The 12476-nt window shown below is 71.5% G+C and carries 12 protein-coding genes; 5 read left to right on the top strand and 7 right to left on the bottom strand.

All coding sequences use genetic code 11. The features are described 5' to 3' along the window. The first annotated feature begins 4 nt into the window (after positions 1–4). From ABDW59_RS04420 to ABDW59_RS04400, 5 genes are read left to right on the top strand one after another with little or no spacing between them, the layout of a single operon-like run. Positions 5–673, top strand: a complete 669-nt coding sequence (locus ABDW59_RS04420; RefSeq protein ID WP_343628276.1) for an HAD family hydrolase — start codon at positions 5–7, stop codon at positions 671–673. A gap of 58 nt (positions 674–731) precedes the next feature. Beyond that, the gene (locus ABDW59_RS04415) at positions 732–1223 is read left to right on the top strand and encodes an adenylyltransferase/cytidyltransferase family protein (protein WP_343628275.1); all 492 of its coding nucleotides are present in this window, start codon (positions 732–734) and stop codon (positions 1221–1223) included. Beyond that, positions 1220–2254 carry a D-glycero-beta-D-manno-heptose-7-phosphate kinase gene (gene rfaE1, locus ABDW59_RS04410; RefSeq protein WP_343628274.1) on the top strand — a complete coding sequence of 345 codons (1035 nt, stop codon included), beginning with the start codon at positions 1220–1222 and terminating at the stop codon, positions 2252–2254. Before ABDW59_RS04415 ends, rfaE1 begins: the two co-directional genes overlap by 4 nt. After that, complete coding sequence (locus ABDW59_RS04405; RefSeq protein ID WP_343628272.1) at positions 2251–2859, top strand: D-sedoheptulose 7-phosphate isomerase; 609 nt, start codon at positions 2251–2253, stop codon at positions 2857–2859. Before rfaE1 ends, ABDW59_RS04405 begins: the two co-directional genes overlap by 4 nt. Next, positions 2856–4016 (top strand): beta-glucosidase, encoded by a 1161-nt coding sequence (locus ABDW59_RS04400; RefSeq protein WP_343628271.1) that lies wholly within the window; start codon positions 2856–2858, stop codon positions 4014–4016. The genes ABDW59_RS04405 and ABDW59_RS04400 overlap by 4 nt, the downstream gene beginning before the upstream one ends. 102 nt (positions 4017–4118) lie before the next feature. Here the strand turns inward: ABDW59_RS04400 and ABDW59_RS04395 are convergent, their stop codons facing one another. The 7 genes from ABDW59_RS04395 to ABDW59_RS04365 are packed head-to-tail and all read right to left on the bottom strand — an operon-like array spanning position 4119 to position 12474. Further along, on the bottom strand, positions 4119–5144 hold the full coding sequence (locus ABDW59_RS04395) for a UDP-glucuronic acid decarboxylase family protein (protein WP_343628270.1): 1026 nt from the start codon (positions 5142–5144) through the stop codon (positions 4119–4121). Further along, a complete protein-coding gene (locus tag ABDW59_RS04390) occupies positions 5141–6091 on the bottom strand; it encodes a glycosyltransferase family 4 protein (protein ID WP_343628269.1) in 951 nt (316 codons plus the stop codon). Before ABDW59_RS04390 ends, ABDW59_RS04395 begins: the two co-directional genes overlap by 4 nt. After that, complete coding sequence (locus tag ABDW59_RS04385; protein ID WP_343628268.1) at positions 6015–7388, bottom strand: glycosyltransferase family 9 protein; 1374 nt, start codon at positions 7386–7388, stop codon at positions 6015–6017. The genes ABDW59_RS04390 and ABDW59_RS04385 overlap by 77 nt, the downstream gene beginning before the upstream one ends. Positions 7389–7395: 7 nt before the next feature. Beyond that, positions 7396–8517, bottom strand: a complete 1122-nt coding sequence (locus ABDW59_RS04380; RefSeq protein WP_343628267.1) for a glycosyltransferase — start codon at positions 8515–8517, stop codon at positions 7396–7398. Then, entirely contained in the window at positions 8514–9833 is a 1320-nt protein-coding gene (locus tag ABDW59_RS04375) for a glycosyltransferase family 9 protein (RefSeq protein WP_343628266.1), read from the bottom strand. The genes ABDW59_RS04380 and ABDW59_RS04375 overlap by 4 nt, the downstream gene beginning before the upstream one ends. After that, positions 9830–11179 carry a glycosyltransferase gene (locus tag ABDW59_RS04370; RefSeq protein WP_343628265.1) on the bottom strand — a complete coding sequence of 450 codons (1350 nt, stop codon included), beginning with the start codon at positions 11177–11179 and terminating at the stop codon, positions 9830–9832. The genes ABDW59_RS04375 and ABDW59_RS04370 overlap by 4 nt, the downstream gene beginning before the upstream one ends. Beyond that, positions 11176–12474 carry a glycosyltransferase gene (locus ABDW59_RS04365; protein ID WP_343628263.1) on the bottom strand — a complete coding sequence of 433 codons (1299 nt, stop codon included), beginning with the start codon at positions 12472–12474 and terminating at the stop codon, positions 11176–11178. Before ABDW59_RS04365 ends, ABDW59_RS04370 begins: the two co-directional genes overlap by 4 nt. Positions 12475–12476 lie beyond the last annotated feature (2 nt).

Here is a 12476-nt window from a genome sequence, read left to right as displayed (position 1 = left end):
GCCCATGACCACGCCGCTCGACCCCATCAGCATGCTGCCGGTTCAGGACCTGGACCTGACGGCCGCGCCGGAGGAGCGCGCCCGCCCGCATCCCCTTCGGCCCTGCCTGTTCATCGACAAGGACGGCACGCTGATCGAGAACGTGCCCTACAACGTCGACCCGTCGCTGCTGCGCTTCATGCCCGGCGCCGGCGCGGCGCTGGCCCGGCTGCGGGACGCAGGACTGGCGCTGGTCATCGTGACGAATCAGAGCGGCATCGCGCGGGGCTACTTCAGCCGCGCCCAGTTCGCGCACTTGCAGGAAGCCTTGCTGCAAGGACTGCGCGAGCAGGCCGGGGTCGAGATCGACGATGTCATGCTGTGCCCGCACGAACCCGACGCCCACGGACGTCCGGCTTGCCTGTGCCGCAAGCCGGCGCCCGGAATGCTGATCGGCGCGGCGCGGCGCCACGGACTGGACCTGACGCGCTCCTGGATGGTCGGCGACACGCTGGACGACGTCGAGGCCGGTCAGCGCGCCGGGGCGCGAGGCTTGCTCTTTGACAGCGGCGGCGAGACCGTGTGGCGGCGATCTCCGCTGCGCGAGCCGCACGCCACCTTCACCGACTGGGACGCGTTGGCCGCCCACGTGCTGCGCGAGCTCTCGGCCCAGACGCCCACCGCGCGGACCTGACGGCACATGGCCCGGGGACCACGTCAAGGAATCGCCAAGGAATCACCAAGGAAACGCCATGATCGACAAATGGGACAGCGCACTGAAGTTCCTTCCGCCGGATCGGCTCAAGGAAATGGCGCCGCGGTTGGCACGGCCGCTGGTGTTCACCAACGGCGTGTTCGACATCCTCCATGCCGGCCACGTGGCCTACCTGGAGGCGGCGAGCGCGCAAGGCAGCTGCCTGATCGTCGCGCTCAACAGCGACGAGTCGGCGCGCGGGCTGGGCAAGCCGGGCGATCGGCCGTTCAACACGCTCAAGGACCGTGCGCGCGTGGTCGGCGCGCTGGGCTGCGTGTCCTGGGTCACCTGCTTTGACGAGCCGACGCCCGAGGCGCTGCTCGCCGCGCTGCGGCCTGACGTCTACGTCAAGGGCGGCGACTACCGCGTCGAGGATCTGCCGGAGACGCCGCTCGTGCGCGCTTGGGGGGGACGCGTGTCCGTCGGCCCCTTCCTGGAAGGGCGATCGAGTACCCAGCTCATCGAGCACCTGCGCGCGGGGGCGCCATGAACGCGGCCGGCGGTGCGTGGTCGTTGGGGCCGGGCGCGGTGACGGGCGCGGTGACGGGCTCCGGAACCCGCGTCGGTCCCGGGCAGAACGCCGACGCGGACCTGATGCCGGAATCGGCGCCGCCGGCCGTGCTGATCGTCGGCGACTGCATGCTCGATGTGTACCTCGAAGGCGCGGTGCACCGCATCTCCCCGGAGGCACCGGTGCCCATCCTGCGGCTGCGCACGCAATCGCAGCGGGCGGGAGGCGCCGCCAACGTCGCGCTCAACCTGGCACGGCTGCGCTGCCCGTGCACGCTCAGCGGCCTGGTCGGCACGGACACCGCCGGGGCGTGCCTCATCGCGCTGCTGGACCAGCCGGGCATCACGCAGCGCTTCGTCCGCAGCCCGGCGATCGACACCACGCAAAAGATCCGCATGGTCAGCCAGCGGCAGCAGCTGCTGCGCATGGACGTGGAGTCCGAGCCCCCACGCGACTGCGTCGCCGAGTTGAACGCGGTGGCGGGCGAGCTCAGCGCCCGGCATCGTTGGGTGCTGCTCTCCGACTACGCCAAGGGCGCGTTGCGCGACGTTCAGCCCTTGCTGGCCGCGTGCCGCGCGCAGGGCTGCCGCGTGCTGGTCGACCCCAAGCGCAACGACCTGGAGGCCTACCGCGGTGCATGGCTGCTCAAGCCCAATCTGGCGGAGCTGCGCGAGGCGGTCGGCGACTGGCGTGACGAGGACGAGCTCTGCGAACGGCTGGCCGCGCTGCAGGCCCGACTGGACATCGACCATGTGCTGCTGACGCGGGGCGAGGAGGGCATGAGCCTGTACTCGCGCGAGGGAGGCTGTCTGCACATGCCGACGCAGGCCCGCGAGGTCTACGACGTGAGCGGCGCCGGCGACACCGTCCTGGCCACGCTGACCTGTTTCCTGGCACGCGGCGCGTCGCTGGAGGATGCGGTCCACGCGGCCAATCGCGCCGCCGGCCTGGTCGTGGGCAAGTTCGGTACTGCGTCCGTCACCCTTGAGGAACTGGGAGTCTCCGCATGAGCGCCCTGCCCCTTCACCTGCCCGCGCGCGGGCCGATCGACGCCTTCGACGAAGGCCTTCGCGAGCATCGCGCGCTCTTCGACCGTCTGGAGACCCTGCGAGCCGACATCGCGCGCGTCGCCGCGCTGATGGCCGACACGCTGCGGGCGAGCCGCAAGCTGATGCTGATGGGCAACGGCGGATCGGCCGCCGACTGCCAGCACCTGGCCGCGGAGTTCACCGGTCGCTTCAAGCTCGAGCGGCGCCCGCTGGCTGCACTGGCGCTGACCACGGACACCTCCGCGCTGACCTGCATCGGCAACGATTACGGCTTCGAGCAGGTCTTCGCTCGGCAGGTCGTGGGACTGGGCGTCCCGGGTGATTGCGTGGTCGGCATTTCGACCTCGGGCCATTCGCCCAATGTGCTGCGCGCCCTGGAGCAAGCGAAGCGGCTGGGCATGAGCACCGTCGGGCTCAGCGGCCGGGACGGCGGCGCCATGCGCGCGCTGTGCGACCTGTGCCTGGTCGTGCCGCACACGGACACGGCCCGCATCCAGGAGGCGCACATCTTCATCGGCCACACCTGGTGCGCGATGGTCGAGCAGGCGCTCGCCGAGCAGCCGTGAAAACGGTCGGCTCGCCCTTTCGCTCCTTCTGGATGGGCGGCTACGAGGGCGCGGACCACGTCAACGGCGGCGGACAGGCGCTGGACATGGTGCGGGCCACCGGTCATGACCGCTTTCTCGAGGCGGACTACGCGGCCGTCCGGCGTCTCGGCCTGCGCTGCGTGCGCGAGAGCGTGGGCTGGCGTCTGACCGAGGTCGGACCCGCCGAGTGGGACTTCGAGCGCGCCAAGCGCATGGCCCGGGCCGCACGCCGGCAGGGCCTGCAGGTGCTGTGGACGCTGATGCACTATGGGGTCCCGCCGGATCTGACGCTGCTCGACGACGCGCTGGTGCCGCGTTTCGCGCGGTTCGCGGCGCAAGCCGCGCGAGCGCTGTTGCCGTTGTGCCCGGGGCCGAGGGTCTACACGCCGATCAACGAGATCAGCTTCCTGTCCTGGGCCGCCTCGTCGACGAACGCGATGGGGCCTGCGGGCGCACATGTCGGGGATGCCGGGGCCGAGGATTCGAGGGTGAGCGGGTTCGAGGTCAAGCGGCGCCTCGTGCGGGCCGCGTTGGCGGGCATGGCGGCGATCCGGGAAGTGGACCCCGAAGCGCGCTTCCTGCATGTGGAGCCGGTGGTACATGTCGCGCCGGGCGACGACGGCGAGGAGACGCGGGCGCTCGCGCAGCGGATCGCGTCGTTCCAATGGCAAGCGTTCGACATGCTGGCGGGGAGGATGGAGCCGGGCCTTGGCGGCGGTGAGGACGCGCTGGACTGGATCGGGTTGAACCACTATCACAGCAGCCAGTGGGAGGTGCCGAGCGAGAAGCGATTGGCATGGCACCTCGGGGATCCGAGGCGGATGCCGCTGTCGGAGCTGTTGCGGCAAGTGTGGGAGCGGTATGGGAAGCCGCTGATCGTCGCGGAGACGGGGCACATCGGGCGCGGGCGCGCGGATTGGTTGCTCGACGTCGCCAGTGAGGCACGGCGGGCGATCGACAGGGGCGTGCCGCTCGCGGGGGTGTGTCTGTATCCGATGCTGGATCGGCCGGATTGGCATGAGCCGCAGCGCTGGCATCGCAGCGGCTTGTGGCATGTGGTGCGGCAGGGCGGCACGGCGGTCGGGCGGCGGCGGGTGGGGGCGTATGAGCGGGCGGTGAAGGGGGTAGTGGGGTAGCCCGAAGACCCTCTCCCCTGCCCTCTCCCGCAAGCGGGAGAGGGAGCGCACTGCGGCGACTCGCGCGGGCGGAGTGGGAGCGCGCCGCGGACCTCTCGCGTATCAAGCCACCGTCACGCTTCGCGCGCCAAGCACGTCGCGGAAATGATCGATGGTGCGTTGAAGGCCGTCCTCCAGCGACACCTCGGGCCGCCAATCCAGCAGTTCTCCCGCGCGCGTGATGTCCGGGCATCGCCGGCGCGGGTCGTCCTGCGGCAGCGGGCGGTGGACCACGCGCGACCGGCTGCCGGTCATCGCCAGGATCCGCTTGGCCAGGTCGAGCATCGTGTGCTCGCCCGGATTGCCGATGTTGACCGGACCGACATGCTCGCCGTCCATCAGGCGCATCAGCCCGCGCACCGTGTCGTCGACATAGCAGAAGCTGCGCGTCTGCCGGCCGTCCCCATAGACCGTCAGGTCCTCGCCCTGCAGCGCCTGCACGATGAAGTTGCTCACCACCCGGCCGTCACCGGGCCTGAGCCTGGGACCGTAGGTGTTGAAGATCCGCGCGATGCGGACATCGAGGCCGCGCTCCTGCCGGTAGGCCATGAGCATCGCCTCGCCGCAGCGCTTGCCCTCGTCGTAGCAGGATCGCGCGCCATTGGGGTTGACGTGACCCCAGTAGTCCTCATGCTGCGGATGGCACTGGGCGTCTCCGTAGACCTCGCTGGTCGAGGTCTGCAGCAGCCGGGCGCCGGTCCGCTGCGCCATCTCCGCCAATCGCCACACGCCGAGCACGCTGCTGAGCACCGTGTCCACCGGCGCCTGCTGGTAATGCGCGGGACTCGCCGGACACGCCAGATTGAAGATCCGCGTCGCCCGCTCCATCGCGGGCGTGACCTCCAGGCAGACGTCGCGCCGCTGGAAAGTGAAGCCCTTGTGACCGAGCAGCCGATCCAGGTGGCCGACGTCGCCGGTGCTCAGGTTGTCGATGGCCATCACGCGATGACCCTGCGCCAGCAACGCCTCGCACAGATGGCTGCCGACGAAGCCGGCGGCGCCGGTGACCAGCACCTCGTGACCGAAGGCGGGGGACGGCTCGTCATGGAGAGACGGCGCCGGCGAGCCGGCTGGCATGGTGTTCGTCATGTCGTGACCTCGTGAAGGACCTGCATCCAGTCGGCGACGAAGCGGTCGATGCCGAAGCGATCGAGCGCCGTCTGCCGGCCCCGCTCGCCCCACTGCGCCGCCAGTCCGGGCTCGCGCAGCAACTGCCGCATCGCGTCGGCCAGCGCCTGCGGGCGGTTGTCGATGAAGCCGTTCTCCCCGCTGCGGATGACGGTGGCGAGCTCGGTCGTCGCCAGGCCCACGACCGGCTGGCCGATCAGCATCGCCTCGATCAGGGCCAGCCCGAGGCTGGTGTAGCGCACCGGATACAGGAAGAAGCGGTGCGACGCCATTTGCCGCGGCAAGGTCAGCTGCGACGACTCCCCAAAGCCTCCCGGCATCGCCTCCGAGCCCATGCCCACCAGCGTGAGCGGCACCTGCTCCTGCAAGCGCAGGTACAGGTCGGCCCCGAGGCGACGCCCGCGCCGCTCCAGGTGGTTGACGACGACCAGGCCGCGTTCGAGCCCGCCCTGCCAACGCTCTTGCGTGAGCGGCCGAACGCCATGCTCGACCACGCGCGTCGGCGTGATGCCGGCGTCCCACATCAGCGCGTTGAAGTGGGTGCAGTGGACCAGCATCGCGCCCTCGTCCTGCACCCAGTGGCGCGTGTTGGTGGGGTGCTCCTGCGGCGGATCGTGCTCCAGGTAGATCCGGGGCAGCCGCCGCTGCGCCTCGGACAGCCAGCGCGGTCGGTCCTCGTCCCAGCCCGCGCGATGCTGGTACAGCACGACATCGAAGGGCATGTCGGCGACCTGATCGATGGGCGCCTCGTGGACGTTGTCGCTCCAGGGCAGCGCGCCCACGCGCCCCGCCCGGCCGGGCGATCCGGCGGGATCAGTCAGGAGGAAGAAGTCATGCGGTACCTGCGTGAGGTTGAACAAGTAGTTGCCGTGGACGTGCCACGTCAGGATGCGCAGGCGGCGGGACATGGGGGCCCTCCTTCGAGGTTGGGGAAGCGTCAGGCGATGACGATGACGATGACGATGACGCGCCAGCGTCGGATCCGACGGATCCGAGCCCGACACGCGGTTGCCGCAGCAGGTCTTCCAGCGCCTGGAGGACCTCGAGGACCGACAACGCATGCGCGCAGGCATGGCCGTTGGGACACTCGGCGTAGGCGCAGGGCCGGCACGGGGCGGGCTTGGCCAGCACGCGGTGAAGCGTTCGATCGGACGGCGCCCAGCGCATCGGCTCACTACCGCAGGAGACGACGACGCTGGGCACGCGCAGCGCGGCGGCGATGTGCGACACGCCGGTGTCATTGCAGACCAGCACCCGCGCACCGCGCAGCAGCGCGCCGAGCGACCATAGCGTCGTGGCGCCCGCCAGATCCACGCAGGGCACGCCCACGGCGCCGAGCATCGCGGACAGCTGGCCGGTCATGGCCCGCTCGCCCGCCGTGCCGCTGAGCACCACCGTGAGTCCGGCATCGTGAAGCGCCTGGCCCACCGCCGCGAAGCGGCGCAGTGGCCAGCGCCGCGACGGAAGCTGAGCCCCAACATGCAGGCAGGCATAGCCCCCCTCACCGGCCTGGTGGTCATTGCCATCGCCATCGCCCGGATCGGGGTCGGTGCGCGTAGCCGGTCTCGCTCGATCACGGCCGGGCCAGGCGTGCCGGAGGGCGACCTCGTCCTCGTCGCGGAGCGGAAATTCGAGGGCCTCCTCCTCGACCGGCAGGCCGAGATGACGGCACAGGGACAGCAGGCGCTGCGTCTCGTGTCCGAGCATCGGCCACGGCGCGAAGCGCCCGGCGTCCGCGGGCGGCACCCAGGCGCCGGGTCCGTGGAATCCGGCGTTGTGCCGGGCGCCGAGCAAGGCCAGCAGCGGATTCGTCAGCTCGCCGCTGCCGTGCAGCTGGATCGCCAGATCCCAATCGCTGGCCTGCATCGCGGTCAGGAAGGCCGGCAGCTCACGCACGTCAGCGGGCCGCTCGGGCAGTCCCGGCCAGCCGGGGAACGGCAGCCACTCGTCGACGCAATCCAGCCGGGACAGGTACTCCCGCGCCACGGGCAGCCCCATCAGCGCGATGTGCGCGCGCGGCCAGGCGCGCCGGACGGCGCGCAGCGCGGGCACCGCGCACATCGTGTCGCCCAGCACCAGCGCCCGCAGCACGAGGATGCGGCGCACCTCGCCGTCGATACCCGCGAATGCGCCGGATGCTCCAGACGCGTGGGACGCGCCGGACGCGTCGGGCGCACACAGGGCCAGGTCGGGGTGATCGGTCATGGCGGCCTCACAGGAACGGCGTCCGGAAATGCCAGGCGCCGCGCAACCGCCAGTACACCGAAAGGAAGGGAATGGCGGCGGAGGTGCAGAGCATCTCCGCCACGTGGGACGGCGCATGCGAGGTGCGCCGCAGGCGCTTGACGGCGATCCGAAGCACCAGCGCGACCGCAGCGGCCAGCATCAGCACCCCGCCCGGGACGTTGCCGGCAAGCGCGAGCATCGCGCCGCCCGCGGTCAGCAGCACGACCGCGTAGTAGTCCCATGGCGGCACCGGCCGCACGCGCTCGCGGTACAGCCGCGGATGCTTGCGGTACAGCAGCGCGTCAAAGAAGACGTTGCGCTGCTGACGCAGCGACACGCCCCAGCGCTCGGGCCGGACGGGGTGCCAGACCAGCGCGGCATCCGCGCGGCCGAGCTCGCCCTCCGCCTGGAGCCGGAACTGGAGGTCCGAGTCCTCCCGCCACGCCCGCCGGAATCGCTCGTCGAAGCCGGTGATCCGCACCAGCGCCTCGCGGCGCACGAACGCGTTGGCGGTCACGAACTCGGCCGTCTCCAGGCCGCGGGTCATCAGCTCGTGGTCGGTCGGCGCCCGCGGCGGACCGACCCTCGGAAGATCTGGGCCAGGCATCGCGTTCAGTGGCTCGGCCGCCGTCGACTTCAGCGTCGGGGTCAAGATGGAGAACGTGGTCGCGGCATGTGCCGAGTCGGACATCGGCGCTTGCCCGACGGGCTCGCCCATAGCAGGCACTCGCACGCGCCCCGCCGCGGCGATCCACGCGGGATGCGCCAGCATGGCGCTCAGCCCCTGCCGAAGCCAATCGACATCGGGACGGGTGTCGTCGTCGGTGAAAGCGACCAGCGGCGCCGCCGCCGCGCGCCAGCCGGTATTGCGCGCGACGGCCGGTCCCCGGCCCGACGGCGGCCTCAAGTAGCGGATCGCTGGCGCGCCCGGCTCGGCGGCGAGTCGCTCCACCAGCGTACGCGCCCGCTCCTCCTGGCCGTCGTCGACCACCAGCACCTCATACCGAGTCGGCGCCAGCGTCTGCGCCATCAACGCGCGCAAGCAACGCTCTAGCAGGTCGGGGCGGCGGTAGGTCGGCATGACGACCGAGATCTCCGGGGCGCTCATGCGGCGGCTCCCCAATCGACTGTGGTTTCGGCTTCGGCTTCCGCTGCGGCTTCGGCTTCGGTCTCGGCGAGCCTCGCGCCGCGCCCCTCGCGCGCCGACGCGGCCCGCGCCCGGCCCGCTCTCAGAAGGTCCCACGCCGCCGCGGCGACCTCCGCGGGCGTGATCCGGCGCAAGCAGTCGTGATGCCCTTGCGGGCAGACGCTCTTCTGACAGTTGCGACAGGGCACGTCGTGCGACAGCACCCGGCTCTCCACGCGCCAGGGCGTGTGCTGGGGATTCGTCAGTGCGTAGAGGTCGACGACCGGCGTGCCGACGGCGGCCGCCAGATGCGCGGGGCCGCTGTTGTTGCCGACCAGCAGCTCCGCGGACGCGATCAGCGCGGCGAGCTCACCGACGCCGGACGCCGGCTCGAGCACCAGCCCCGTGCCGCCCATCGCCGCCCGCATCTGCGCGATCAATTCCTCCTCGCCGGCGCCGCCGCAGAGCACGACCCCGGTCCGTCCCGTCGGGTCCTGGCGGCGGATCCGTTCCGCCGCCTCCCCCAGCTTGTCGGCCGGATAGCGGCGGGACGGCGCGCTGGCGCCAGGATGCACCAGGACAAAGGGGCGCCCCGCCGACAACCCCGCGGCGGCTAGCGCTCGCGCCGCCGCACGCCGATCCGCATCGCGCAGGTGGAAGCGCAAACGCTCGTCATGCGTGACGCAGCCGACCCTGGCCGCCAGATCGAGCTGTCGCCGCACCTCGTGGCGCATGCCGGCGCGCACGACGTCCGGATCCGGCACCTCGTCGCTGAGCAGCGCATAGGCGCGCTCGCGCGCATGGGCGAGCACCAGCGGGATGCCGGCCAGCCGGCACAGCGTGGCCGCTGGAAGTGGGCTCTGCGTGCAGACCGTGAAGATGATCGCGGCGTCGAAGCGATCCGCCGGACGCTCGCCGAGCAGTCGCGAGAGCAGCTGGCGTTCGTGCTCGCCCAGCGGGGCGACGCCGCAGGCGCTGTCGGCCCCACCGTCCTCGACGGCCTCGCTCGTCGTCGGGGCATTGCCCGATGGCAGCGCCATCGCGCCGGCCTTCATCCAGGGCGCGTGGAAGCCGATGATCTCGTCGACCATCGGCAGGTGGGGCTTCAGCCCGACCATCGCGGGCGCCGCCAGCAAGCTCAGGTGGGCGTCGGGCAGCGACTCGCGCACCGCCGCCAGCGCCGGCGTCGTCATCAGCACGTCGCCGAGGTTGTCGAGCCGGATCAGCAGCACGCGCCGGGCGGCTTGCCAGCGCCGCCAGCGCTCCTCCTGCGCCTTCAGCGCCTGCGCGCCCGTCATCGTTGCGCCTCCAGCGGCGGCACGAGCGTCAGGGGCGCGGTCACGCCCTCGCCGCCACGGACTGCGGCCACGGGCGGAAGCAGCCGAAGCGCCGGCGCGTTCATCGCTGCGCGCCGCGCCGCCACACGACCGTAAATCCCGGCCAGCCGCGCCGCCACGCTGTCCCAGGTGAATTCGCTCTGCACGCGCATCAGGCCGGCCCGGCCCATCAGGCGGCCCAGCGCGGGATGCCGTCGCAGGTCGTCCAACCGCAACGCCAGCGTGCGCGGGTCCTCGGGCGGCACAAGGTAGCCGGTCATTCCGTCGACCACCGTGTGCTGCACACCGCCCACCGCCGAGCCGATCACCGGCGTCGCGCAGGCCATGCTTTCCAGCGGCGTGATGCCGAAGGGCTCGTACCAGGGCGTGGTCACGAAGACATCCGCGGCGCGGTAGTAGTCCCGCAACTGATCGCGGTCCCGCCGCCCGACGAAGGTGACGTTCGCCTCGACTCCGCAGTCCTGCGCCACGCGGCGAAGTCTCGCGATCTCCGGCGTGCGCGCCTCGTCGGGCACGACCGCGTCGCCCCCCACCACCAGCAGTCGCCACGGCCTTCCCGGCGGCAGCTGGGCGACCGCGCGGATCACGTTCTCGATGCCCTTGCGCGGTACCAGCCGGCCCAGCTGCAGCACGATGAACTCGTGCTCGTCCAGCCGCAGCTTGCGACGCGCCGCCACCTGGTCGCCGGGACCGAACTCGTCCAGGTCCACGCCGCAAGGCACCTGCGCGATGCGATCCGGCGGCGTGCCGCAGTGATGCATCAGGTCGTCCGCGTCCTGCGGACATTCGGCGATCACGCAGTCGGCCTCGCAGGCGATGCGGCGCTCGATCTCGATGCGCTCCTCGGGGAAACGGTCCGCTTCCTTCTGATGCAGCCGCCTGACCGCGCCCAGCGCGTGGAAGGTCTGCACCAAGGGCACATTGAGTTGATGCTGCAGCCGCAGACCGACCACGCCCGACATGAAGAAGTTGGCGTGCACCACGTCGTGACGCAGACTGCGCCGCATCAGCCGCATCGCGGCCGTCCCGAAGGCGCGCATGTGCGGCAGCAGCTGCTCCTTGGGGACGAACTCCGGCGGGCCGGCGTCGATGTGGAGCACCCGCACGCCCGGCCGCATGTCGACCGCGGTGGGCAACGCGCGCTGGTCGCGGCGGGTCATCACGTCGACATGGTGGCCGCGACGCGCCAGCGCTGTGGCGACATGCGCCACGTACACGTTCTGGCCGCCGGCGTCGACGCTGCCTTGCTGCGCCAGCGGCGAAGCGTGCTCGCTGATCAGCGCAATTCTGAGAGGGGCTTCGATCATGACTGCTCCATCCATGGCGACTCGGCGCGGATGAGGTTGAGAGGCAAGTGACGTACCGCGCCAGGCGCCGCGCGTTGCCCGTGTTCATCGGGCATCCCGCGCGCCACGCGACGCATTCGGTCACCGAGCGAGGCCAGCATCCGGTCCAGCCGATGGTGACGCTCCATGCGCGCGCGGGCCGCCGCGCCCATGCCCCGGCACAACTCGGGCTGAGTCAGCATCTGGTGCATGCGCCCGGCAAGGTCCTCGTAGTCGCGCGGCTGGACCAGCCAGCCGGTGCCACCGTGCTCGACGATCTCCGGCACGCCGCCCACGCGGGTCGCGACCACCGGCAGGCCGCTGGCCATGCCCTCCATCAGCGCCAGCGGCATTGCTTCCGAGTTGGAGCTGGAGACCAGCAGATCGAGCTCGTGATAGATCGGTCGCACGTCGTCGACGCCGCCGACCAGGTGAATGTGCGAACCTAATCCTTCGCGCTCGATGTGCTCGCGCAGCTGCGTCTTCATCGGCCCCTCGCCGACCAGGACGACATGCGCGCCGGGCAAGCGCTGCCGCAACACGGCCGCGCCGCGCAGCATCACCTCGGGCGCCTTCTCCGGCGACAGCCGCCCGACGAAGCCGGCCAGCGGCGCATCGGACCCGATGCCCAGCGTCTCGCGCAGACCGTGCGCGGGGCGCGGTCCCGGGCGGAACTCGTCGACGTCCACGCCGTTGGGATCGAGGCTGAGGCGCTCACGGTCGGCGCCCAGGCCGAGCGCGTGGTAGTAGCTTTGACGGCACACGACGCTGAGATGGCTGCCGGCCAGGCGATGGACTTCCAGGTCGGGCAGGATCACCTGCCGGCCGTGTATGGTGGTCATCACCGGTACGCCCGCCAGCCGCGCGGCGATGCCCGCCAGCAGATGCGCGTTGGGCAAATGCGCATGGACCAGGTCCACGCCTTCGGCGGCGATCAGGCTGGCCACCATCTGGATTGACGACCAGGGCGGATCCTCCGGCATCGCCACGACGCCGACCTGCGCCCCGACCGCGCGCACGCGCTCGGCGAAGGCGCCCTCCGACGGGCAGAGGACGGTGAAGCGGAAACCGGCGGGGCGATCGACGCTGTCGGCCGCCTCGCCGCGTCCTCTCTGCTGGCTGGGATCGCCGCGGCCCAGGCCGGCGACGAGCCGCTCGACGCAGCGTTCCATGCCGCCGACGATGCCGTTGCCCACCACCTCGAGCACGTGCAGCGGCCGCGCCAGGGGGGGCGCCGGAGGCACGGAGCGGAGCGTGGTATCGGTGGAATGTTCCATCG

Origin of the sequence: Roseateles sp., assembly GCF_039595295.1 — a bacterium.
In the GTDB taxonomy this organism is placed as follows: Bacteria; Pseudomonadota; Gammaproteobacteria; order Burkholderiales; family Burkholderiaceae_C; genus Roseateles.
Note: the sequence above shows the minus strand (reverse complement) of the source record. Positions and strands in the feature narration are given on the sequence as shown.